The 22,131-nt window shown below is 72.4% G+C and carries 20 protein-coding genes and 1 pseudogene; 9 read left to right on the top strand and 12 right to left on the bottom strand.

The features are described from left to right. Nucleotides 1–3: 3 nt before the first annotated feature. From ACFZDL_RS20435 to ACFZDL_RS20420, 4 genes are all read right to left on the bottom strand, one after another. A complete protein-coding gene (locus ACFZDL_RS20435; protein WP_353587809.1) occupies nt 4–1,062 on the bottom strand; it encodes a hypothetical protein in 1,059 nt (352 codons plus the stop codon). Between the two features lie 89 nt (nt 1,063–1,151). Then, nucleotides 1,152–1,388, bottom strand: coding sequence for a hypothetical protein (locus ACFZDL_RS20430; protein ID WP_353587807.1), 237 nt, complete (start codon nt 1,386–1,388; stop codon nt 1,152–1,154). 51 nt (nt 1,389–1,439) lie between these two features. Beyond that, nucleotides 1,440–1,898: a helix-turn-helix domain-containing protein gene (locus tag ACFZDL_RS20425; protein WP_353587805.1), complete on the bottom strand. Its 459-nt coding sequence runs from the start codon at nt 1,896–1,898 to the stop codon at nt 1,440–1,442. A gap of 131 nt (nt 1,899–2,029) precedes the next feature. Next, entirely contained in the window at nt 2,030–3,367 is a 1,338-nt protein-coding gene (locus ACFZDL_RS20420; protein ID WP_353587803.1) for a hypothetical protein, read from the bottom strand. Between the two features lie 164 nt (nt 3,368–3,531). Between ACFZDL_RS20420 and ACFZDL_RS20415 the strand changes: the two are divergent. Together ACFZDL_RS20415 and ACFZDL_RS20410 are read left to right on the top strand one after the other, a co-directional pair. Beyond that, nucleotides 3,532–3,795: pseudogene (locus ACFZDL_RS20415) on the top strand (NAD(P)-binding domain-containing protein); the annotation flags it as partial. A gap of 481 nt (nt 3,796–4,276) precedes the next feature. Next, nucleotides 4,277–4,456 (top strand): hypothetical protein, encoded by a 180-nt coding sequence (locus ACFZDL_RS20410; protein ID WP_353587799.1) that lies wholly within the window; start codon nt 4,277–4,279, stop codon nt 4,454–4,456. Between the two features lie 145 nt (nt 4,457–4,601). Here the strand turns inward: ACFZDL_RS20410 and ACFZDL_RS20405 are convergent, their stop codons facing one another. The 4 genes from ACFZDL_RS20405 to ACFZDL_RS20390 all read right to left on the bottom strand — a co-directional run bounded on the left by ACFZDL_RS20405 (nt 4,602) and on the right by ACFZDL_RS20390 (nt 8,478). After that, complete coding sequence (locus ACFZDL_RS20405; RefSeq protein ID WP_353587797.1) at nt 4,602–5,039, bottom strand: chondroitinase-B domain-containing protein; 438 nt, start codon at nt 5,037–5,039, stop codon at nt 4,602–4,604. A gap of 69 nt (nt 5,040–5,108) precedes the next feature. Continuing rightward, nucleotides 5,109–5,252: a hypothetical protein gene (locus ACFZDL_RS20400; RefSeq protein WP_353587795.1), complete on the bottom strand. Its 144-nt coding sequence runs from the start codon at nt 5,250–5,252 to the stop codon at nt 5,109–5,111. A gap of 7 nt (nt 5,253–5,259) precedes the next feature. After that, the gene (locus tag ACFZDL_RS20395; RefSeq protein ID WP_391191750.1) at nt 5,260–7,158 is read right to left on the bottom strand and encodes a polysaccharide lyase family 7 protein; all 1,899 of its coding nucleotides are present in this window, start codon (nt 7,156–7,158) and stop codon (nt 5,260–5,262) included. Nucleotides 7,159–7,455: 297 nt separating this feature from the next. Then, entirely contained in the window at nt 7,456–8,478 is a 1,023-nt protein-coding gene (locus ACFZDL_RS20390) for a helix-turn-helix domain-containing protein (RefSeq protein WP_353587791.1), read from the bottom strand. A gap of 99 nt (nt 8,479–8,577) precedes the next feature. On the opposite strand from ACFZDL_RS20390, the gene ACFZDL_RS20385 reads away from it, so the two are divergent. Then, entirely contained in the window at nt 8,578–9,522 is a 945-nt protein-coding gene (locus ACFZDL_RS20385; RefSeq protein WP_353587789.1) for an NADP-dependent oxidoreductase, read from the top strand. Nucleotides 9,523–9,673: 151 nt separating this feature from the next. Here the strand turns inward: ACFZDL_RS20385 and ACFZDL_RS20380 are convergent, their stop codons facing one another. Then, nucleotides 9,674–10,096, bottom strand: a complete 423-nt coding sequence (locus ACFZDL_RS20380; RefSeq protein WP_353587787.1) for a pentapeptide repeat-containing protein — start codon at nt 10,094–10,096, stop codon at nt 9,674–9,676. 182 nt (nt 10,097–10,278) lie between these two features. Between ACFZDL_RS20380 and ACFZDL_RS20375 the strand changes: the two genes are divergently transcribed. Then, a complete protein-coding gene (locus ACFZDL_RS20375; protein ID WP_353588149.1) occupies nt 10,279–11,952 on the top strand; it encodes an Imm49 family immunity protein in 1,674 nt (557 codons plus the stop codon). On the opposite strand, the gene ACFZDL_RS20370 is transcribed toward ACFZDL_RS20375, so the two are convergent. Next, nucleotides 11,945–12,820 carry an NAD(P)H-binding protein gene (locus ACFZDL_RS20370; RefSeq protein WP_353587785.1) on the bottom strand — a complete coding sequence of 292 codons (876 nt, stop codon included), beginning with the start codon at nt 12,818–12,820 and terminating at the stop codon, nt 11,945–11,947. The genes ACFZDL_RS20375 and ACFZDL_RS20370 overlap by 8 nt on opposite strands. Before the next feature lie 136 nt (nt 12,821–12,956). Then, complete coding sequence (locus ACFZDL_RS20365; protein WP_391191746.1) at nt 12,957–13,766, bottom strand: MerR family transcriptional regulator; 810 nt, start codon at nt 13,764–13,766, stop codon at nt 12,957–12,959. A 147-nt stretch (nt 13,767–13,913) separates the two neighbouring features. On the opposite strand from ACFZDL_RS20365, the gene ACFZDL_RS20360 reads away from it, so the two are divergent. From ACFZDL_RS20360 to ACFZDL_RS20345, 4 genes are all read left to right on the top strand, one after another. Further along, a complete protein-coding gene (locus ACFZDL_RS20360) occupies nt 13,914–15,461 on the top strand; it encodes an NAD(P)/FAD-dependent oxidoreductase (RefSeq protein WP_353587783.1) in 1,548 nt (515 codons plus the stop codon). Further along, nucleotides 15,458–16,549 carry an alpha/beta fold hydrolase gene (locus ACFZDL_RS20355; protein ID WP_353587781.1) on the top strand — a complete coding sequence of 364 codons (1,092 nt, stop codon included), beginning with the start codon at nt 15,458–15,460 and terminating at the stop codon, nt 16,547–16,549. Before ACFZDL_RS20360 ends, ACFZDL_RS20355 begins: the two co-directional genes overlap by 4 nt. Continuing rightward, a complete protein-coding gene (locus ACFZDL_RS20350) occupies nt 16,546–17,454 on the top strand; it encodes an SDR family oxidoreductase (protein ID WP_353587779.1) in 909 nt (302 codons plus the stop codon). Before ACFZDL_RS20355 ends, ACFZDL_RS20350 begins: the two co-directional genes overlap by 4 nt. Before the next feature lie 187 nt (nt 17,455–17,641). Next, nucleotides 17,642–17,857, top strand: a complete 216-nt coding sequence (locus tag ACFZDL_RS20345) for a hypothetical protein (RefSeq protein WP_353587777.1) — start codon at nt 17,642–17,644, stop codon at nt 17,855–17,857. Nucleotides 17,858–17,907: 50 nt separating this feature from the next. Here ACFZDL_RS20345 and ACFZDL_RS20340 read toward each other — a convergent pair whose 3' ends face one another. Next, on the bottom strand, nt 17,908–21,342 hold the full coding sequence (locus tag ACFZDL_RS20340; protein ID WP_353587775.1) for a S41 family peptidase: 3,435 nt from the start codon (nt 21,340–21,342) through the stop codon (nt 17,908–17,910). A 145-nt stretch (nt 21,343–21,487) separates the two neighbouring features. On the opposite strand from ACFZDL_RS20340, the gene ACFZDL_RS20335 reads away from it, so the two are divergent. Then, entirely contained in the window at nt 21,488–22,111 is a 624-nt protein-coding gene (locus ACFZDL_RS20335) for a TetR/AcrR family transcriptional regulator (protein WP_353587773.1), read from the top strand. Nucleotides 22,112–22,131 lie beyond the last annotated feature (20 nt).

Below are 22,131 nucleotides of genomic sequence, written 5' to 3'. Positions count from 1 at the left end.
GCCTCAGGTGCAGTCGTTGGTGACGTCCCAGCAGGTCTCCTCCGGCAAGTCGGCCGGATCCGGTGAGTCCGTCGAGGGCGGCGGGTCGTCGGTCGGCGCCGGCGGGTCATACGGGGTCCAGGTCGGTGTCGGTGAACTCCGCGCGGGCTGCGACTTCTTGGGGGCCGTCGTCTTCGGGGGCGTGGGCGTAGGCGTGGGCGTCGACGAGGTCTCCCGCGGTTCGGTGGCCGACGGTTCGTCCTTGACGGGTTTCGCGTCGGCGGCGCTGGAGGAGGCACCGCCGGAGGGACGGCTCGGTGTGACCGAGGAGGTGCCGGCCGCCGGCGCCTCCGTACGGCTGCTCTCGCGCGGCTCGCCGGGTTTGTCGCCGGGGTGCAGAATCGCCGTGGCCGCGGCGGTCAGGAGCACGATGGCGACCGTGGCCGCGATGACCACGCCCGGTCGCCGGAGGCGGCGCCCGGCGACCTTCAGCCCCTTCGGCTCTTCGGGCCGCGCTGCGCGGGGGGAACTCCCCGCCCCCGCCCCCGCGGTCACCGGCTCCGGGCCCTCGGCCAACGGTTTCGGGCCCTTGGTCACCGGCTCCGGGTCTTCGGCCAACGGTTTCGGGCCCTTGGCCAATGGCTCCTCGGCCATGGGCGTCAGCTCCTCGGCCAACGGCTCCTCGGCCAACGGCTCCGGGTCCTCCGTCCCCGGCTCCGCGACCGACACCGTCTCCACGGTGGGTGACGGCACGGTGATGTCCGTGGGCGACGCCCCCGCGGCCTCGGAGGACTCCTGCTCGACCTCGACGGCCAGGCGCCTGCGGACCCCCACCCACTCCTCTGCCGTGGCCTCGTCACCGCTGCAGGCGCGGACGAAGGCCGCCACCAGCTCCTCCCGGGGCAGCTCCTGTCTGTTCAGCGCTCCGGCGAGGGTGGCACGCGGCAGCACGTCCCCCGCCGCCCCGGCACGGCGTTCCAGCTCGCGATAGCTCAGATCAGCCCATTGGCGCAGCTGACGCATCACCGCCACGAACTCCGCGGAGTCCTTGACGTCGTGCGGCTGTGGAATCCTTCCGTCCACTTCGGCCCCCGTGTGTTTTGTTGTGTCGGAGCTCGGTCCTCCCAGGGCAGCTTAAAGGGCTCGCCAAGGAAACTCGCAAAGAGTCACGGTCACTTGCCGTGCATATGCCGCTCGACGACTTCTCGCACCCGGTGCCTCAGCCAGCCTTCTTCGCCGTTCGGGTCCAGGCCCTCCGCCGTGAAGACGGCGTCGGTGAACTCGTCCACGTCGGTGGGCGGCGCTTCGCGCAGCCGGCGTATGTCGTCCGGCGGAAGACAGAAACCGAGGTCGACGCACAACTCATAGAGGAGCGCGTAGGCCTCATCCGACGACAGAGGATTTGTCATGCCTGGCTACGGTACCGATGGCGCGCGCCCCGGGCACCTGCTTTGCGGGGATCAGACGTCCGCCGCGCGCCGAGGGGCGCGCCCCTGCGCCTCGAACCGGTCCTGCGCGGCCAGTACGTCGTCCGTGTACCGCTTCGCCCACGCGCCCATCGCCCGCATGGGGACGAGCAGGGCGGTTCCGGCCTCGGTCAGCGCGTAGTCGACGCGCGGCGGCGCCTCCGCGTACGTACGGCGCTCGACCAGGCCGTTGTACTCCAGGCGCCGCAGCGCGTCGTTGAGGACCTTGGGGCTGATCCCGCCGATCCGGGCGACCAGCGCCCGGGGCCGCATCGGGCCGCAGGCGCCGAGAGTGTAGACCACGACGCTGTCCCAGCGGTTCGCGAGCACCTCGAACGCGATGCGCGCACGGCAGTCCGCGGTGTACGCGTCCGCGGTGTGTGCCGTGTCCGCGGCGTTCGTGTCCGCCGCGTGCGCGGGCGCGGCGTCCCGCGGGCGGGTCGGCATCTCCATGCGCGTATCCTGCCCGATCCGACGCACACCGCGCGGTGTGCGTCGGCCGCCCCGGCGCCCCGGGCCGCCGCCCCGGGCCGCCGTGCCGTGTCAGGCCATGACCACCGCCAGCCCCTCCGGCGCCGTCACGCTCACCGCTCCGTCCGCCGCCAGCGCGACGTCCAGCCGCCCCCGCCGACCTGGAGCCCCGTCACCGTCAGCGGGCCGTACGCCCGGGCGAAGGTGGGGGCCACGGTGACCGTGCCGCCCGGGACGTCGGCCTCCAGGCCGAGGGCCGAGCGCAGGACCTGGACCGAGGAGGCGGCCGCCCACGCCTGGGGGCGGCAGGAGGCGGGGTAGGGGGCGGGGCGCGGGCCCGCCTCGGCGCCGTGGCCGGCGAAGAGCTCCGGCAGCCGCGCGTCGAACCCCGCCGACGCCGTCAGCAGGCCCGCCGCCAGCGGCGCCGCCGCGTCCGGGAAACCGGCCCTGACCAGGCCGTGCACGGCGATCGCGGTGTCGTGCGGCCAGATCGAACCGATGTGGTAGCCGTACGGGTTGAAGCCCACCGAGTCGCTGCTCAGCGTGCGCAGGCCGTGGCCCGAGTCGAGGTCGGGGCCGGTCAGCCGGGCCGCCAGCGCCGCGCTCTCCTCCCGGTTCAGCAGGCCCGTGCCGAGGAGGTGGCCGAAGCCCGAGGTGACCGAGTCCACCGGCCTGCCGTCGCGGTCCAGCGCGACCGCCGGGTAGGGGCCCCGGGCGTCCTCCACCCAGAAGCGCGTCCGGAACCGGTCGGCGAGCCCTTCCGCCCACTCCTCCCACGCGTCCGCGCCCGGCCGCCCGAACGCGCGCAGCAGCGCCGCCCCGCCCCGCGCGGCCTCGTACGCGTACGCCTGCACCTCGCACAGCGCGATCGGCGGGTCGGCGAGGCGGCCGTCGCGCCCTTCGTGCAGGATCTTGCCCGGCTGCTCCTCCGTGGCCGGATCGACGGCCGCGCCCTGGCGGCGGGCGAGCGTGCGCAGCGTGCCGGCCGCGAGGTCGGTGCCGAGCGGGAGCAGCATACGGGCGGCCCACAGCGAGTCGCGGCCGAAGAGGGTCAGGAACCACGGGGCCCCGGCGGCCAGGAACTGGTCCACGCCGCCCGTCCGTCCCACGCGCCTCTCGTCGGACCGCGGGTCCATCAGGCGCAGCCGGTCAGCGTCGGCGACCGACTGGTCAAGCCACTGGTCGAAGCGGCGGTCCGCGCTGCGCAGGGCCGGGGTGCGCCACGGTACGGCGTCCGCCGGGGCCGCCGGGAACTGGTCGCCGTCCGCGTACGCCGCCGTGCAGCGCAGCGCCGCCGTCCACGAGGCCCCGGGGGCCAGTTCGACGTCGTACGACAGCCGGCCCTCCGCCGCCTCCAGCGCGTCCGGCGCCGGCTCGCTGACCAGGCGTACGGAGAAGCCGTCGCGGGACCACGCCAGACCGTGCCCATCACTCGCGGCCCGTGCCGGCACCGGCTCCAGGACGTGGCCCGACTTCAGGGGGCGAACTCGGGGGCCGTCAAGGAGTAGGGGCCCGGCTCCGCCCGCATCCTGCCTTATCCGGCGCACACCGCGTGGTGTGCGTCGGCCTGCCTAAAGTCCCCGTCATCACCAAGGTTTCTCAGGACGGGAGCACCATGCGCATCGGGATTCTGGGCACGGGCGGGATGGCCACGACACTGGGCGGCGCGTGGGTCCGCGCCGGACACGACGTCCTCGTCGGCGGGCGCGACCGCGCGGCGGCGCAGGCCACCGCGGGGCGTATCGGCGCCGCCGGGCACGGCACGCTCGCCGACGCGGCGGCGTACGGCGATGTCGTCCTGGCGGCCGTCCCGGCGGACGTGGCGCCCGAGCTGGTCAAGGGGGTCGCGGACGTCCTCGGCGGCCGTACCGTGATCGACTGTACGAACCCCGTCGTGCCGACCGACGACGGCCTGATGCTGTCCACCGGCGGCACGACCTCCATCGCCCTGCGGATGGCGGAGGCCGCGCCGGACGCCCACGTGGTCAAGGCGTTCAACCTCTGCCACGACAGCATCTGGACCCTGCCGCGCCCGGCGTTCGAGGGCGCCCCGCTGGCCGTCCCGTACTGCGGCGACGACCCGGGCGCCCTCGACCGGACCGCCGCGCTGATCACCTCCATGGGCTGCACGCCCATCCCCTGCGGGGGCCTCGCCCGCGCGGTGTACGTGGAGGCGACGGCGGCCCTCGCCATCGGAATATGGATGAACGGCGCGGAACCCCGGTTCGCGTTTCCGGTGCCCATGGCGGCGCCCGGCACACCTGCCTCCTAGGGTTTCCGGGAGGCGCACGCCGTGTCGGCACGGACCGGCCGTGGCCGGGTGCGCCGCCTGTCGTACGACCGGTGATGGCTGGCCGTCCATGTCGTCGGTCACGAACGCGGAGCTGTCGGTGCCGGTGTCGATCGCGGGGCTTTTCGCACCGATCCGGTGGACCGGCCCGTCGGGGGCCAGCAGCGGATCGATCACCCTGATGGCGCCGGAGGGCACGGTCATGCCGACGGTCGCGGAGCCGGTCGGCCACGCGATGTTGCCGGCGTAGCTCATGTTCACTGGTTTCTTGAATTCGTTGAACAGCTTGCCCTGGCCTCCCGCGACCACATTGTTGGCGATGGTCGAGTCGACCGGCGGGAGCCTGTAGTTGGCGCCGACCTCGATATTCGACACGTTGTTCACGAAGGTGTTGTTCACGACGGTCGCCCGGTAGACACGCCAGAGTTGTTGTAGATCGTGTGGTCCTGGCCGTAGATCCGGATCCCTCCGGTTCCCGCCTTCCCCTCGCCGAGGAAGAAGTTTCCGTAGAACGCGCCGCGGTTTCCGTGCCGCTGTGACAGCACGCCCTGCGAGGAGCGGAACGTGTTGTAGCGGACGGTGTTGTCGTTGCTCTTCACGGAAACGATTTCCGGATCACCGTCGCAGTCCTCGAAGAGGTTCGACTCGACGACGGTGAATCCGTTCGACTGGGAGATCCCGCTCCAGTCGACCCGGATCGCCTCCATTTCGTTCTCCGCACGCGGGCCGATATTGCGGAAGTGGTTGTGGTCGATGAGATCGTGCTGCGACTGCTGGGTCTCGGAGCCGTCGACGGTGATGGGCTGGTCGGCGGTGCCGTTCCTGCCGGTCATCTTGCCCTGATCGCCACCGTCGCCGTCACCGCCGTCGGGCCCGTTGACGGTGGTCTCGGTGATGCTGGTTTAGCCGTTGGTGGTGTTGCCGTGGCCGACGATGCGCAGGCTGACGGTCACCGGAGGACCCGCCGCCGACGCGACCGGGTGGTATACCCCCAAGACCCCGACGGTGAGCACGCCCACCAAGGGCGCACGATACGTTCGTCTCATCGGGACCTCACTTCGCCTCGACGTCGTACACCCGAACCCAGTCGACCTCGAACACGGCCGGGCGCAGGCCGCTGTCGCCGGTGAAGTTGTCGAGCTGAATGTTGAGATGTCCCGAGGGCATCGCCTGGATGTTCCCGCGGTCGGAGTTCGCGCCGCCCGACAGCCGGAACCATTCGACACCGTCGACGTAGCCGGCCAACGCGTCCGGTGTCCACTCGAACGCGAAGTTGTGCCACTGCGTCATGTCCATGGGGCAGAGGTCGCGGCGTTCTTTCTTGTCCGACGGACTCTTCGGATAGTGCAGGAACGCCGTGAGGCACTGCGCGTCGGGGTTCGAGTATTCGACCCAGTCGTACTCCCCGTTTTCGAGCCGGTTGCCCGCGGTGGGCCAGATCAGGTGCAGCGCATGGTAAAGCCCGCCGTCCGATCCGAGGTTCCGCGAGCGTGACCGGATTTCCCACCGGCCGTACTGGGCGTCACGCTTCTGCCTGATCCATCCTGTATCGCCGTTCGCCTCGCCGCGCATGGTGAGCATGCCGTCCGAGACGGTGCTGTTCTTCGCGCACCGGCGGCCGTTTCCGGCGTGCCCCTCCCAGCATCCGGCCGTGCCGCCGACGTCGCCCGACGGCACCGCCCACTTCGCGGAGTCGACCGGGCCGGTGTAGCCGAACTCGTCGGATATCGGCAGCGGTGTGCCCCAGCCGTACCGTTCGGCGGCCTGCGTCTGGTCGGATGATCCCTCGTCGCCGTGTGTGACGCTCAGACCGTAGATCTTCACCTCGCCGTAGTTGCCGTCGCTGCACGGCGAGGAGTTGCCGCAGTTGGCCTGGGTGTACGCGCCTGCCTTGAAGTAGGCGCCGGAGAAATTCTTCGAGAGCGTGGTCTGCAGCACGCCATTGTAGTAAGCCTTGATTTTTCCGTCGCTGACCACGAACTTGGCCTGGAATTTGGTGCCGAGCACGTAGTTGTCCGTCACCAGCTTGTGGTGGCTGGAATCGCCGTCGGTGATGTAGAGCTTGCTGCCTTCCAGGCGGAAGACCGAGACGTCGTCGTCGGCGTCGTGGATCTGCCCGGCGACGACATGGGGCTTGTCCTCGGGCAGCGCCGTGATGGCTTGGTCGATCACCATCGTGTGTTTGCCCGACGTCGACGACCAACTGGCCTTCGTCTGCCCCGAGTCCGTCATCTCGCGCAGTTCCGAGCGGGGGTAGCTGGAACCGCTCGTGGTGACCCCGTTGACGGCGGCACGGAACTGGACCGCGTCGCAGTCCGGGGTTGAGGTGAACCACGGGTCGTTCGCGTACGTGGCGAGTTCTGGTTGCTCGACGTTGGTCGGCTTCTCTTCCTCGCCAACCGGCAACCCGACGTACCAGTTCGTCAGGTTCAGCACCTCGGCCGGGTAGTCACAGCTGCCACCGCCATCTCCGCCGTCGGGCCCGTTGACGGCGGTTTCGGTGATGCTGGTCCAGTCGTTGGTGGTGTTGCCGTGGCCGACGATGCGCAGGTATCGGGCGGAGGTGTCGGCGAAGTCGTAGTTCTGGGGTTCGAGTGTGGTGCCGGTGCTGGTCTTCCGTGCCAGTGCTGTCGTCCATGACGATCCGTCGTTGGACAGTTGGACGTCGAAGGTGTCTTTCCGGGTGTCGCCCTTGTGCCAGGCGATCGACACTGAGCCGATGGTCTGGGCCGATCCGAGGTCGTATCGGATCCATACGCCGTCGCCCTCGGCGGACCAGCGGGTGCTCAGGTCTTTGTCGAGGGTGTTGGCGGGGACGTTTCCGTCATGCGCGCTGGCCGAGACGCCCGTGAAGGTCACCGGAGGACCCGCCGCCGACGCGACCGGGTGGAACGCCCCCGAGACCCCGAGGGCGAGCACCCCTACCAAGAGCGCACGATACGTTCGTCGCATAGAGCCTCACTTCGGTTGAAGCACCAGATCAGCCGAGGTGGTTGAGCTGGTGCTGAACGGCTGTGTCCCGAACACCGCCAGGTGGTGCACGGCGATGCGGCGTGCCGAGCCGGGGCCGTGTCGGAGAGCGTTCTTCCAGGTGTGGCGCCATGGCGACCCGGCCGGACTCCGGCCCGCGGGCCAGGCTGTCAGCACCGTGGCGGGACCGGTCCATGCATCGCGTCAGCCTTTAAGAGCTTTAAGCGGCTCGCGCGCTGAGGAGTTGAGGACCGTGGCGGAGCGGAGCCCAGGCGCGGCTCATGGGCGGCTGTTGCTCGCCCGGAACGTGCGCCGGTAGGCGACCGGCGAGACGCCCAGCACGGAACGCATGTGCTGGCGCAGTGAGTTGGCGGTGCCAAACCCGGCGCGATGGGCCACCAGGTCGACTGGGAGGTCGCTGGTCTCCAGGAGCTGACGGGCCAGTTCGATCCGCTGGGCCGTGAGCCAGCGACCCGGAGTCTCGCCGACCTCGTCGCGGAAGCGCCGGGTGAACGTGCGCAGGCTCATCCGCGCGTGGTCCGCCAGTTCACCGAGCGGCAACGGCTCCTGGAGCCTTTCCAGTGCCCATGCGCGCGTCGCGGCCGTGGTCGCGGCTGTGGGCTCGGGAACCGGCCGTTCGATGAACTGCGCCTGCCCGCCGTCCCGCCACGGCGGTACGACACAGCGGCGGGCCACCTGGTTGGCGACGGCGGCACCGTGGTCGCGGCGTATGAGGTGCAGACAGAGGTCGACGCCCGCGGCGACCCCGGCGGCGGTGAGGACCTCTCCGTCGTCCACGAAGAGCACGTCCTCGTCGACCTTGACGCGCGGGAAGGCGCGCTGGAAGTCCTGGGCCACCTGCCAGTGTGTGGTCGCGCGCCGGCCGTCCAGCAGACCGGCGGCGGCGAGGACGTACGAGCCCGTGCAGATGGACACCATGCGGGTCCCGGGGCGGACCCGCGCCAGCGCGGCCGCGGTCCGCGGGGGCAGTGGATCGCCCTGCCCGAAGGGGCCGAGCCGGCTGGTGGGCGGGACGACCACGGTGTCCGCGGTCGCCAGCGCCTCCGGTCCGTGCTCGACCGCCACCGAGAATCCGGCGTCGCTGCTCACCGGTGAGCCGTCCGGGGTGCAGACGACCACCTCGTACAGGGGCCGTCCCCCGGCGTCCTCCGCGCTGCCCAGAACCCGGGACGGAATGCTCAGTTCGAAGGGGTAGACGCCCTCCTGGGCGAGGACCGCGACGCGATGCCTGCCCTCGTCCCCGCCCCCGTCACCGCGGTTTCCTTCACCACCGACCGTCATGGCCGGATTCTGTCGCACCATGACCAAACTGCCAACACTGTGATCGATCGTTCCGGCGCACGCTGGTGGTCCGCGCTCACCAGAGATGAGGAAAAGAACATGAGCGAGACGATGCGTGCCGTCAGCCCCCGTGCGTGGGGCGCCCCCGAGGTCCTGATCCCGGTCGAGGTGGACCGCCCCGAGCCGGGCCTGACCGAGATCCTGGTACGGGTCCGTGCCGCGGGAGTGAACCCGGTCGACTGGAAGGTCCGCGCCAACGGCCCCATCGGCCCCGTCGGCGACCCCCCGATCCTCGGGTACGACGTTTCCGGCACCGTCGAGGCCGTCGGCCCCGGCGTGACCCTCTTCGCGCCCGGCGACGAGGTCTTCGGCATGCCGCGCTTCCCGGAACAGGCAGGCGGCTACGCCGAGTTCGTCACCGCCCCGGCCCGGCGCTTCGTCCGCAAGCCGACAGGCATCGACCACGTCCAGGCCGCCGCGCTGCCGCTGGCCGCACTCACCGCCTGGCAGTCCCTGGTCGACACGGCCGGGCTGCGGGCCGGTCAGCGGGTGCTGATCCACGCGGCCGCGGGCGGTGTCGGCCACCTTGCCGTGCAGATCGCCAAGGCGCGGGGCGCGTACGTCATCGGGACGGCCCGCACCGAGAAGCACGACTTCCTGCGGGGGCTCGGCGCCGACGAGGCCATCGACTACACGCGCGTGGACTTCACCCAGGCGGTGCGGGACGTGGACGTCGTCCTGGACGCCTTCGGCGGGGACTACGGAACGCGGTCCCTCGGCGTGCTGCGCCGCGGCGGCCACCTGGTGACGCTGCCGTCCGGGGACGACCTGCCGGCCGCGGCCGCGGCCGAGGCGGCCGGGGTGCGCTCCGGCTGGACGGTGGTCGAGCCGGACTCGGCAGGGCTGCTGGCGATCGCGCGGCTGGTGGAGGAGGGGAAGTTGCGGGCAGAGGTCGACACGGTGCTGCCGTTGGAGGAGGCGGCCAAGGCCCATGCGTACGGGGAGTTGGGCCGGACCCGGGGCAAGATCGTCCTCACCGTCTGAGTTCTGTCCGGCGGATCGCGTCCGTGCGGCCCGCCGGACAGCTCGTGGCCCAACTTCTCAGACTTGTCCCGTACCCACATACGGGACAAGCCTCAGCGGACGCGGCAGCCCTCACCCCTCCTCCGGCAGGGGCGGCAGCGGCGCCGGCCGCTCACCCGGGGATGGGCCAGCCGATGACCTGATCGAGCTCGACATCGCGAAGGACGGCGTTGTCCAGCTTGACGTCGGTGGCATCGGTCAGGCCATGGGGCGGGGCGCCGGTGAGGACCCGGCCCAAGCGCGCGCCGGTCAGGTCCGCGTCCCGAAGATCGGCGCCGGTCAGGTCACAGCCCGCAAGACCGACCCCTCTCATCGAGGCGCCCCTCAGATCGGCCCCGCGGAAATCGCACAGTTTGAAGTGGCAGCCGTCGAGGGTGGCTTGGCGGAGATCGGCCCCGCGAAACGTGCATCGCGTGAACCACAACGGCCGCAGGCACACCGAGACGAGATCCGCACCGTCGAACGACTCGCGCTGAACGGTCGCGTGCTGATGGCGGGACGCGAGCATGTCCTTCAGTGTCACCGGTCGGCCCATGCCGGACATCGTGTCAGAACGGGGCGCTGTGGTCACCGCTCAGGCTTGCGCCGTGGTGGCCCGGCGTAGGCTGGCGCCACCACGCGTGAACGGGGAGCGGAGCAGTGCGGATAGAGCGACACCAGGTGGGCGAGGCCGCGGTTTCGGCGGCTCGTGAGGACTTCGCCAACCGGATCGGTTCGATGGTCCGCTCCATGTCGAAGGCCGGGCGGATGACCACCTACGACTGGGAGCTGATCTCGGAGGAGTTCCTCGACTACCTGGGCGCTCTGTCCGTCGCCACCCCCGACCTCGACACCCCCGAGGCCAAGGCCGTCCTCGACAACGCCACCGAGGCCGCCGCCGGTGCCGTGGCGTATGCCGCGTACTACCCCACCAACGACTTCCACGTCTTCCTCGACTATGTGAACTTCGGGATGAGCTACGACAGCGGGGAGGAAGGGGACCGGGAGTCCATCTCCGCGAGCCACTGGCTCGACGCCTTCTGCCTGGCGGTCCTCTCCGACAAGGCCTCTTGGCACGGCGAGGCGTTCCACTTCGCCCGCAAGCCGTTCGAGGAGGGCGGGGCCGGGCGGCCGGCCGTCGAGCTCATCAACGGCTTCATGGCGTACGTCATCGGGGACACGGGAGACGACGCCGACGACTACCCGCCGACCAGGGAGCAGAAGCTCGCCGCGCTGGACGCCGCGCTCGCCCGGCTACGGGCCCTCGACGCCGCGCCCGGCGAGGGCGGCCTCCTCGACCGGCCGCACTCCGTCGCGCTGGGCGCGCTGCGCGCGCTGACCACCGGCGACCGGGATTCCTTCCGCACCGCGCTGGCCAAGCTGCTGCTCCCGTACAGCGCGCTCCCCGGCCCCGGCGCCAGGCCCCGCACCCTGCTGCCGCTCCTGCCGCTGGCCCTGGCCGCGCTCGCCTACCGCCGCGAGGGCTGGCAGCCGCCCATCGACACCGGGTACCTCCCGCAGGCGCTGGTGACCGGGTTCGAGACGGCGGGGCCACGGGTCCAGGCGTACGGCCGCCTCCGGGGCCCGGACGCGGTCGCCGCGCTGGCCGCCGGGCCGGTGGTGGTCGAGCGGCCCGCAGCCCCGCAGGAGATGAACCCGGAGAGCGAGGCCCTGTTCGAGCAGTACACCAGGGAGGCTCTGACGCCGGAGGGCGGAAAGCCGCTCTCCGCCTGGAACCTGTCGGACGCCCTGCGCTACCAGGACCTCCTGTTCAAGGCCCGCGCCTCGCTCACCGCAGACGTCACGGACCAGCAGCTCGCAAATCTGCGCCTCGCCGCCGAGCTGAGCGCGGCGCTGTTCCGCGCCACGCTCGCCGAGCCCGGCACGGACATCGAGGTGACGATCGACGGCAGCACGCTCAGCTTCCCCGCCTACCACGGTGATCAGGCCGGGCCCGGCGCCTGGCACACCGCCATGAACTTCGCCCTGATCGGCGGCCGGCGCGAGGACATCGCCGCGCTCGTCCTCAGCGGCTCCGCCCGCCTCAAGGGGGACGGCTCCGCCTTCGCCTCGTACCGCCTGGCGCTCCACGACTATCTGCGGGGCGTGGACCCCGAACCCGCCACGGACCGCGCCCTGGAGGACAGCGTGAAGGCCAGGAACTGGGGCTTCTTCCCGCCGCCCGCCGTTCTCCTGTCCCAGCTCGTCGAGGGTGACGAGGAGAGCTTCAACCTCGCCCTCGCCGACGCCCTCGAAGCCCACCGCGCCCACTACCAGGTCGCCGACCGCGCCGACAGCGTCGACGCCGCCATCGACCTCGACACCCTGGCCCTGGCCTGCCACGCCCGCCGCCGGGGCTGGAACATCCGCGTCGTCTCCCCGTACCTGCCGCCGCGACTGCTCGTCAGCTGAAGTCGGCGGCGTGGTCGGACACCCACGCACGGTAGGTGCGGGCCGGTGCGCCCGTGACCGCCTCGACCGCCCCGGTGACGGCCGGGAGAGGGGCGTCGAGCATGTCGGCGTAGCCGTCGAGGAGCGGGTCCACGAAGGCGTCGGGGAAGGAGTCATCGGCCAGCAGCCGCTGACGTGCCTCTTCCCGGGACAGCTCCTGCCAGCGGAGCGGACGGCCCAGCACCTCGCCGATGGTGCGCACCTGCTCCGCCTGGGTGAGGACTTCGGGTCCGGTGAGGGCGTAGGCGGTGTGGCCGTGGCCGTCCTCGGTGAGGGCCCGCACCGCCACGGCGGCGATGTCCGCCTCGTGGAGGAGGGCCATGGGCACGGCCCCGTACGCGCCCCGTACGACGTCCCCGGCGCGGATCTGGCCGGCCCACCACAGGGTGTTCGCGGCGAAGGTGCTCGGGCGCAGATGGGTCCAGACGAGCCCCGACCTCTCGATGAGCCGTTCGACGCGCGCATGGGACCGGCCCACGGGGTGCGTCTGCCGCTCGGGCGCCACGCCCTCCTGGACGGCGCCGGACGACAGGAACACCACCCGGCCGGCATGCCACTTGATGGCATCCACGACGGCGGGGGCCGCGTCGGCGCCGTGGAAGGGCCACATCAGGAACACCGCGTCCACCCCCTTCAGCGCCGCCTCCAGCGCGTCCGGGTCGGCCAGGTCGCCCTGGCGTACGTCGACCCCGCCGGGCAGGGCGGTGGCGCCGGGGTCGCGGGTCAGCGCCCGCACTTCGCCGGTGTGCCCGGCGATGAGCCGGGACACCACCTGCCGCCCCACATTCCCGGTCGCCCCCGTGACGAGGATCGTCCTCTCGGCAGCCATCTGAGCTCTCCTTGCCCGTACGTCCGTTCCGACGGCTTCACGATCGACGTGCCCGGGGGAGCGGTGCCAGCCAGCAGGGCTCCAGTGCCGGAAACCGTCATCGGAGCGGGTGAGACGACGGATGCCGTCACCGCTGTCACCGCTCGGTCGGCGGGGTTTCCCGGTCTCCGTCGGCCCACGCCACCAGCTCCGCGCGGATGCGGCGGTCCATGGCCATCGACAGCTCGGCCTCCACGACCCCCTCGGCCATCGGCCGCAGCTCCTCCAGCGTCGCGCCGATCCGGGAGGCGGGCTCGGCCAGGACCGTGGTGCGCAGGAGGGCGGCGAAGACCTCGGCGATCGCGTCCACATGACGGCGTACGTCGCGTGCCGCCCCCAGGACGGCGGCGAGCGGCAGGCCCCGGTCGACCAGATCGCGGGAGACGTCCAGGAGGCGTCGGCTGACGTGGACCAACTGGTCGCCGTCGACCGCGAGATAGCCGAGGTCGAGGGAGGCGGCAAGGTTTTCCGGTGTCGCCTGCCCCTGGAAGTAGTCGGCCAGGGCCTCCGGGGTGAGCCGGACCGGGGTCTCCTGCGACCAGGCGGGGACGGGGATGGGGGTGGCGCGCAGGCCGAGGAGGTCGGCGACGTCGCGGGCGCCGCTGTCGAAGGCGGCGAGGAGTTCGGCGATGCCGCCGAGGGTGTGGCCGCGCTCCAGCAGGGCGGCGATCGTATGGAGCCGGGCGAGGTGGTGGTCGTTGTACCAGGCGACGCGGCCCTCGCGGCGCGGCGGCGGGATGAGCTTGCGCTCCCGGTAGAAGCGCAGCGTGCGCACGGTGATCCCGGCCTTCTCGGCCAGCTCCGCGATGCGGTATTCGCGGTGTTCGCTGGTCTTCTCCGGGCTGTTGGAGTCAGGGCCGCCCACGTCAGGGCCGTCCGCGCCCTCGCGTTCTTCGCTCGTCGCCACCTCGGCAGCCTATGCCCGCGCCCAAGTGCGGTGAACCGCCGGTAACTTCCCCCCGCCCGGCCCCTACCGCTCGGTAGCACCCTGTCCTACGCTCAAACCGTGCCAGTAATTGCTGGCGCGGTTCCGAGTGTTGCGGGAGGCGGCCGCATGACTGGCGCTGAGGTGACGCGAGAGCACGTACGGGTGGCGGTGATCGGAGCCGGATTCGGCGGGCTGGGGGCGGCCGTGCGGCTGCGCCGGGCGGGGATCACCGACTTCGTGGTCCTGGAGCGGGCCGGCGCGGTCGGGGGCACCTGGCGGGACAACACCTATCCGGGCTGCGCCTGCGATGTGCCGTCCCATCTGTACTCGTTCTCCTTCGCGCCCAACCCCGAGTGGCCGCGTAACTTCTCCGGGCAGCCGCATATCCGGGCGTATCTGGAGCGGCTCACCGACACGTTCGGGCTGCGGCCGCACCTCCGCTTCGACGCCGAGGTGCGGGCCATGCGCTGGGACTCACGCGCCCTGCACTGGGAGATCGACACCGCGTCAGGTCCGCTGACCGCCGATGTCGTGGTCAGCGCCACCGGGCCGCTCTCCGACCCCAAGATCCCGGACCTCCCGGGCCTGGCCGGTTTCCCCGGCCGGATCTTCCACTCCTCGCGCTGGGACCACGGCTACGACCTGCGCGGCAAGCGCGTCGCGGTGATCGGCACCGGCGCCTCGGCCATCCAGATCGTGCCCGCCATCCACCGGGAGGTGGACCGGCTGACCCTCTTCCAGCGCACCCCGGCCTGGGTGCTGCCGCGCATGGACCGCCGTATATCCGCCGCCGAACACTGGCTGCACACCAAGGTCCCGGCGACCCGGGCGCTGCGGCGGGCGGTGCTGTGGGGGGTACGGGAGCTGCAGACCGGCGCGTTCACCAAGCGGCCCGATTCGCTGCGGCTGGTGGAGCTGCTGGCCGTCCGCCATATGCGGCGGGCCATCGCGGACCCGGCCCTGCGGGCCAGGCTGACGCCCGATTACCGCATCGGCTGCAAGCGCGTCCTGCTGTCCAGCGACTACTACCCGGCGCTCGCGCACCCCCATGTCGACGTCGTCGCGGCCGGTTTGAAGGAGGTGCGCGGCTCCACCCTCGTCGCCTCCGACGGCACGGAGACGGAGGCCGACGCGATCATCTTCGGGACCGGCTTCCAGGTGACCGACATGCCGATCGCGCGGCGGGTGACCGGGGCGTACGGGACGACGCTCGCGGAGGAGTGGCGGGACGGCATGGCGGCGCTGCGCGGCACCAGCGCGGCGGGTTTCCCGAACCTCCTGACGATCATCGGGCCGAACACGGGGCTCGGGACCAGCTCCATGATCCTCATCATCGAGGCACAGCTGGCCTATCTCGTGGACTTCATGCGGCAGTTGGACGTGCTGGGCGGGAAGGTGGCGCTGGACGCCCGGCCGTCGGCGGTGCGGGCGTGGACCGACCGGATGCAGGAGCGGCTGAGCCGCACGGTGTGGAACGTGGGCGGCTGCGACAGCTGGTACTTGCAGGACGGGCGCAACACGACGGTGTGGCCTGGGACGACAACGGAGTTCCGCAGGGTGACGCGGAGGGTGGACGTCACGGAGTACCGGGTGCTGCGGCCGGGGCGGGAGGGGCCCGGCGCCGTGCCGGATGCCGTGGGCGCCGGTGTGGGCGCGGGGCAGGGGGCCCGGTGAGCCGCCGCCCGGCGCGGCCCGCCCAGGGGCCGTACGCGCCGCCCGCCGCCGTGACCGAACTGACCGTCATCTCCGGTGACGGCTCCCGCCTGCACGCCGAGCTGCACGGGCCCGAGGACGCCCCGGCCGTCGTGCTGGTGCACGGCTGGACCTGCTCGACCGCCTTCTGGGCGCCGGTCGTCCGCGAACTGGCCGCCGACCACCGGATCGTCCTGTACGACCAGCGCGGCCACGGCCGCAGCCCGGCCGCCGGCCCCGGCGGCTACAGCACCCACGCGCTCGCCGACGACCTGGCGGCGGTGCTCGACCAGACGCTCGCGACCGGGCGGCGGGCCGTCGTCGTGGGCCACTCCATGGGCGGGATGACGCTGATGGCCGCCGCCGACCGGCCGCAGCTGCGCGAGCGCGCGACGGCCCTGCTGTTGTGCAACACCGGCGCCTCGCGGCTGACCGAGCGGGGCCGCGTCGTACCGCTGCGCGGCGAGCGCCTGCGGACGCGGGTGCAGCGCGCGCTGCTGTGCTCGCGCGTGCCGCTCGGGCCGGTGACACCGGTCTACCGACGGCTGCTGAAGTACGTGACGATGGGCCCCGCGGCGGGCCCCACCTTGGTGGAGGCGTGCGCGCGTATCGTGCACGCCTGCCCACGGGCGGTACGGGGCGCGTGGGGGCGGGTGATGAGCGACCTCGATCTCGACGCGGAGGTCGGCCGGCTCGCCCTGCCCACCGCCGTACTGGCCGGCACGGCCGACCGGCTGACCCCGCTGGACCACGCCCGGGCGCTGGCGGCCCGGCTGCCCCGGTGCGCCGGCCTCACGGAGCTGGACGGGCTCGGCCACATGGCGCCCGTGGAGGATCCGGTGGCGGTGAGCGGGGTGATCCGCGGGCTGGTGGCGGCGTACGGGCAGCAGGACACGGCGCAGGACGTGGGACAGGGCCCGGCGCAGGACACGACGGAGGGCAGCCAGCGGGACACGGGACAGGGCCCGGCGCAGGACACGGGACAGGGCCCGGCGCAGGGCAGGCAGCAGGGCGCGGCGCGGACGGCGCGGGGCGCCACGGACGACACCGTCGAGGAGCCGACGACATGAGTGCGCGCAGGAGTCTGGAAGGCCGGGTCGCCGTCGTCACGGGCGCGGCCCGGGGCGTGGGGGAGTCGCTGGCCCGGAAGCTGTCCGCGCGGGGGGCCAGGGTGGCGTTGGTGGGGCTGGAACCCGACGGGCTGCGGCGGGTGGCGGAGGGGCTGCACACCGACTCCGCCCACTGGCACGCCGACGTCACCGACCAGGCGGCGATGGTCCGCGTGGCCGGGGAGGTCACCGAGCGCTTCGGCGGCGTGGACATCGTCGTCTCCAACGCCGGAGTGGCCCAGGCCGGTCCGTTCCCCGACGCCGACGGGACGGCCTGGCGGCGGGTCATCGAGGTCAATCTGCTGGGCAGCGCCGCCACGGCCCGCGCGTTCCTGCCCGCGCTCGTCGCGCGCCGCGGCTATCTGCTGCAGATCGCCTCACTCGCCGCGATCACGCCCGCGCCGATGATGTCCGCGTACTGCGCCTCCAAGTCCGGTGTCGAGGCGTTCGCGCACTGTCTGCGCGCCGAGGTGGGCCACCGCGGCGTACGGGTCGGCGTGGGCTACCTCAGCTTCACCGACACGGACATGGTGCGCGGCTTCGAGCGGGACGAGGTGCTGTGGGAGCTGCGGCGGCGGCTGCCCTGGCCGGTGAACCGCACCTGTCCGCTCGGCCCGGCCACGGACCGGCTGGTCGCCGGGATCGAGCGCCGGTCGGCGCATGTGTACGGGCAGTGGTGGCTGCGCGGCATGCAGCCCGTACGGGGCGCGCTGCCCGGGCTGATCGGCACCTTCGCGCAGCGCGATATGCGCCGCGTGGATGAGCGTGTCTCGGGGCGCTGTGCGGGCTGGACTGAGGAGCCGCGCAGCGACGAAGGAGCGAGCAGTGACGAAGGAAGCCCGCACGTTGGAGCGCCCCGGGACTGAGCGGGGGAAGGAAGCGAACCGGCTCGCGGCGACGCGCGGGCGGCGGGGCGGGCTGGTGGGGGCGGGTGGCGAGGCGGACGGCAGGGCGCGGGCGGAATGATCCGAGCCTGGGCCGAAATGCACGGTATGTCCTTGCGTGTCAGGCTGATCAGGCACCATCCTCCGTCACCCCCTGAGGAGCGACACGATGGCCAGCAAGGACCAGTTCAACGAGAAGGCCCGGCAGGACAGGCGCAAGGCGCAGGAAGACCGCGGCCAGAACGCGCGGCCCGGCCGGCAGCCGCAGCAACAGCGGCGTGAGCAGCCGCCGCGCGAGCAGCCGCCGCGCGAAAGCCGTGAGCAGCGCCCGATGCGGGACCGGGAGGAAGGGATCGAGGATCAGGAGCCCTTCGACGAGATGTGAGCGTGAGCGGGGCGCACCGATGGGCCATGGGTGCGCCCCGCTCGCTCTGCTCAGCCGCTCCTCGGCGGCAGCTTCGGGCGCCGCAGGTCCGGTACGTCCGAGTAGTCGGGCGGCGTCGCCGCCGGATGGCGCTCCAGCAGGTCGAGCGCCGTACGCACCGCGACGCCCAGCTGCGGATGGCGGCCCTCCGCCCAGTCGAGCGGTGAGCGCAGCGCCTCGATGTCCGGCTCCACGCCGTAGTTCTCGACCCCCCACCGGTACGCGTCGAACCACGCGGCGTTCATCGGCACCGTGAGCGTCGTGCCGTCCCCGAGCCGGTGCCGGCCGGTGATGCCGACCACGCCGCCCCAGGTGCGCAACCCCACCACCGGGCCGATGCCCTGGATCTTGAAGGCCGCCGTGATCATGTCGCCGTCGGAGGAGGTCGCCTCGTCCGCGACCGCGACGATCGGGCCGCGCGGCGCGTTGCTGGTGTACGAGACGGGCTCGGCGTGCCGGGTCAGGTCCCAGCCCATGATGGTGCGGGTGAGCTTTTCGACCACGAGCTCGCTGATGTTGCCGCCCGCGTTGCCCCGTACGTCCACGATCAGCGCGGGCAGCGACACCTCGCTGCGCACATCGCGGTTGAACTGGGCCCATCCGGAGCCGCCCATGTCGGGGATGTGCAGATAGCCGCACCGCCCGTCGCTCAACTCCCGCACCACCGCGCGCCGTTTGGCCACCCAGTCCTGGTAGCGCAGCGGCCGGTCGTCGATGAGCGGCTGGACCGCGACGCGGCGCGCCGGGCCCTCGCCCTCCGTCGGCCGGAAGGTCAGCTCGACCGTCGTACCGCCGGCGGCGGCGAGCAGCGGGAAGGGACCGGCCACCGGGTCCACGGGGCGGCCGTCGACATGGGTGAGCGTGGCGCCCTCGCGGATGCCGGTGCCGGCGAGCGGCGAACGCGCCCGGGAGTCGGAGGACTCGCCGGGCAGGATGCGGGAGACGATCCAGCGCCCGTCCTTCGTGCGCGCGAAGTTGGCGCCGAGCAGGCCGATGGGGCGCTGGTAGTGAGCCGGGCCCTCGTTGCGGCGGGCCGGGACGACGTACGCGTGCGAGGTGCCGAGCTCGCCCTGCACCTCGCGCAGCAGATCGGCGAACTCGTCGGGGGAGGCGACCCGTTCGACCAGGGGGCGGTACTGTTCGAGCGCCCCGTCCCAGTCGACGCCGCACATGCCCGGCTCCCAGTAGTAGGCACGGGTGAGCCGGCCCGCCTCGGCGTAGGCCTGCCGCCACTCGGCGGCCGGGTCGACGGTGTGCTGGACGCGCCGCATGTCGATGTGGACGGTGGAGTCGCTGTCGGCGCTCTCCGTGGCGGGCACCGCCCGCAGATCACCCTCGTCGTAGACCACCAGCCGGGTGCCGTCGCCGCTGACCCCGAACCAGTCCAGGTCGTCGGTGAGTTCGGTGCGCTTGGCCTTGACCAGGTCGAAGTGTTCGAGGGTGGGGCGGGAGGAGGTCTCGGCCGGGTTGGCGAAGGTCTCGCCGAGCGCGCCGGAGATCGGCCACCGCAGCCACACCAGGCCGCCGCCGCTGACCGGGTGCAGCGCCGAGTACTTCGAGGCGGCCACCGGGAAGGCGGTGACCCGGCTCGGCAGGCCCTCCACCTCGATCGTGACCGTGCCCTCGGCCTCGCCGTCACCGCCGCCGCCGTCCGGGTACGCGCTGTCCAGGTCGAGGCCGCCCGCCGCCGGGCGTCCCTCGGGGGAGAGCGCGAAGGGGGACGGGGTCGCGGAGGACAGCGGTACGAGGTAGGGGCGGCAGCCGAGCGGGAAGGACAGGTCGCCGGTGTGCACGTCGTAGACGGGGTCGAAGCCGCGCCAGGACAGGAACGCCAGATACCGGCCGTCGCGCGTGAAGACCGGCTCCTCGTCCTCGAACCGGCCGCTGGTCACGTCCACGACGGTCCGGTCCGCGAGCCGCGCGATCTTTATCTGGCGCAGCGAGCGGCCGATGCCCGGGTGCGACCAGGCCAGCCAGGCGGAGTCGGGGGAGAAGGCGAGCTCGCGCACCGGGCCGTTCGTCGACCGGATCAGCTCGCTGACCTCGTCGGGGGATTCACCCTGCGAGGCGTCCGGTGCGGCGTCCGGTGCGGCGTCGGACGAGGCCTCGGGGGAGGCTTCCGACGCGTCGTCGGGCGGGGTGTCGTCAGGCGAGACTTCGGCCGAGGCCTCGGGTGAGGTGTCCACCAGCAGCAGCCGCCCGTCGTGCGCCGCCACCGCCAGCCGCTTGCCGTCCGGCGACGCGACCATCTCGCGCACCCGCCCGAGCCGGCCGACCGCCAGCCGCCGCCGCTCCTGCGGACCGCTCGCGCGCGGCAGATACGCGATCTCGATGGCGTCCTCGCCCTCGGCGTCCGTCACATACGCCACGCGCCCGCTGTCGCCCAGCATCTCCGGCAGCCGGACCCGTACGCCCGGGGTGTCGGCGAGGGTGCGGGCGGGGCCGTCGCGGTGGGTCAGCCAGTACAGGCTGCCCCGTACGCACACCGCGCTGGCCCGGCCCGTGGTGTCCACGGACAGCGAGTTGACGTGCGAGGCGGCCGGGATCTGGTACGGGCGGCGCCCGGTGCGCGCCCCGCCGAGCCGCACGTCAAGACGGCGCGGCTCGGCGCGCGGGCTCAGGTCGTCGACCAGCCACAGGTCACCGGCGCACTGGTAGACCACGCGCGAGCCGTCGGTCGAGGCGTGGCGGGCGTAGAAGTCGGCGTGGTCGGTGTGGCGCCGCAGATCGGAGCCGTCGGGCAGCACGGAGTACAGATTGCCGATGCCCTCGTGGTCGGAGAGGAACGCGATCCGGCCCGCGACGAACATCGCCGAGTCCAGGTGCCCGTTCAACTGCGGTACCAGGCGCGTGCCGTGCAGCCACAGCCGCCCCGTCGCGCCGCCCCGGTAGCGCTTCCAGGAGGCGGGCTCGTGCGGGGGCGTGCCGGTCAGCAGCAGGGTGCGGCGCTCGCCGTCGATGTCGGTGACCGCGATGTCGGAGACCGGGCCCCAGGGCAGCCGCCCGCCGGGGCTGCCGTCGGTGGGCAGGCTGTAGGCCCAGGAGAAGTGCGACAGTGGCTGGTCGTGGGAGGAGACGGCCAGGATGTGGGAGGCGCCGTCCTGGTCGGGGGGCGTCCAGCCGCAGACGCGGGCGTCGGTGCTGCCCCAGTACGTCAGCCGGCGCGCCGCGCCGCCGTCGACCGGGACGAGATGGATCTCCGGGTCGAGGCTGCGCCAGGTCGTGAAGGCGATCTGCGAGCCGTCGGGGGAGAAGCGGGGGTGCCCGACGCGGGTGCGGTCGACCGTCACCCGCCAGGCCCGCCCGGGGGGCTCGCCCGGCGCGGCCAGGGGCGCCACCCACAGGTCGTCCTCGGCGGCGAAGCAGAGCAAGTCGTCGTGCAGATGGGGAAACCGGAGGTACGCGCCGTCGCCTGGGCCCGACGCGTTCGACAGAGCATCGCTCACCCGACCATCCTTCCGGGGCGGCCCTTCCAGGGCAACTCGGTCTTGTGACGTATGCCACGAGCGAAACGGGCTCGTTTCGTACGGCGCCGCACAGAACAGCGCTTACGCTGGTGGTGTACGAAACCGTTTCGTTCGTGACGCTCCCATGGTTCGGAAGGAGGGCACCGTGCAGGCACTGGACCGACGCCGCAGCAGGCTGTCCCCCGAGCGGGAGAGGGAGCTGTACGAGGCCGTCATGGCCCTCCTCACCGAGGTCGGCTACGACGCGCTGACCATGGACGCGATCGCGGCCCGTACGCATTCCAGCAAGGCCACGCTCTACCGGCAGTGGAAGAGCAAGCCGCAGTTGGTCGCCAACGCGCTGCGCCACACCAAGCCCGTCTCGCTCGAGGACATCGACACCGGCTCGCTGCGCGGCGATCTGCGCGAGATGGTGCGGTGCGGCGACGTGGCCCGGGAGCGGGACGCGGCCCTGATGCGGGGGCTGGCCCTCGCCGTCCACCACAACCCCGATCTGCTCGAGGCGCTGCGCGAACTCCTGATCACACATGAACTCGGCGCCTTCGAAGCGCTGCTCAAGCGTGCTGTCGACCGTGGTGAGGTCGCCCCGGGCCGCCCCGCCCTCAAGTACACCGCGCACCTGATGCTCGGCGCCTTCGCCACCCGGTCTCTGATCGAGGCCAAGGAGCCGGACACCGACTACCTCCTCGACTACATCGACGCCGTGATCCTCCCCGCCCTCGGCGTCCGGTCCCCAGCCTCCCCCTGAGGCGCATCCCCCCACTCTCC

It is taken from the genome of Streptomyces sp. NPDC007917 (genome assembly GCF_042959105.1).
In the GTDB taxonomy this organism is placed as follows: Bacteria; Actinomycetota; Actinomycetes; order Streptomycetales; family Streptomycetaceae; genus Streptomyces.
Note: the sequence above shows the minus strand (reverse complement) of the source record. Positions and strands in the feature narration are given on the sequence as shown.

Coding starts and splice junctions, on each gene's coding strand:
- ACFZDL_RS20390 (WP_353587791.1), bottom strand. CDS start 8,478: ATGACGGTCGGTGGTGAAGGAAACCGCGGTGACGGGGGCGGGGACGAG.
- ACFZDL_RS20345 (WP_353587777.1), top strand. CDS start 17,642: ATGGCCAGCAAGGACCAGTTCAACGAGAAGGCCCGGCAGGACAGGCGC.
- ACFZDL_RS20395 (WP_391191750.1), bottom strand. CDS start 7,158: ATGCGACGAACGTATCGTGCGCTCTTGGTAGGGGTGCTCGCCCTCGGG.
- ACFZDL_RS20360 (WP_353587783.1), top strand. CDS start 13,914: ATGACTGGCGCTGAGGTGACGCGAGAGCACGTACGGGTGGCGGTGATC.
- ACFZDL_RS20425 (WP_353587805.1), bottom strand. CDS start 1,898: ATGGAGATGCCGACCCGCCCGCGGGACGCCGCGCCCGCGCACGCGGCG.
- ACFZDL_RS20385 (WP_353587789.1), top strand. CDS start 8,578: ATGAGCGAGACGATGCGTGCCGTCAGCCCCCGTGCGTGGGGCGCCCCC.
- ACFZDL_RS20380 (WP_353587787.1), bottom strand. CDS start 10,096: ATGGGCCGACCGGTGACACTGAAGGACATGCTCGCGTCCCGCCATCAG.
- ACFZDL_RS20405 (WP_353587797.1), bottom strand. CDS start 5,039: ATGACCGGCAGGAACGGCACCGCCGACCAGCCCATCACCGTCGACGGC.
- ACFZDL_RS20410 (WP_353587799.1), top strand. CDS start 4,277: ATGTCGTCGGTCACGAACGCGGAGCTGTCGGTGCCGGTGTCGATCGCG.
- ACFZDL_RS20370 (WP_353587785.1), bottom strand. CDS start 12,820: ATGGCTGCCGAGAGGACGATCCTCGTCACGGGGGCGACCGGGAATGTG.
- ACFZDL_RS20430 (WP_353587807.1), bottom strand. CDS start 1,388: ATGACAAATCCTCTGTCGTCGGATGAGGCCTACGCGCTCCTCTATGAG.
- ACFZDL_RS20335 (WP_353587773.1), top strand. CDS start 21,488: ATGGTTCGGAAGGAGGGCACCGTGCAGGCACTGGACCGACGCCGCAGC.
- ACFZDL_RS20350 (WP_353587779.1), top strand. CDS start 16,546: ATGAGTGCGCGCAGGAGTCTGGAAGGCCGGGTCGCCGTCGTCACGGGC.
- ACFZDL_RS20400 (WP_353587795.1), bottom strand. CDS start 5,252: ATGAGACGAACGTATCGTGCGCCCTTGGTGGGCGTGCTCACCGTCGGG.
- ACFZDL_RS20375 (WP_353588149.1), top strand. CDS start 10,279: ATGGTCCGCTCCATGTCGAAGGCCGGGCGGATGACCACCTACGACTGG.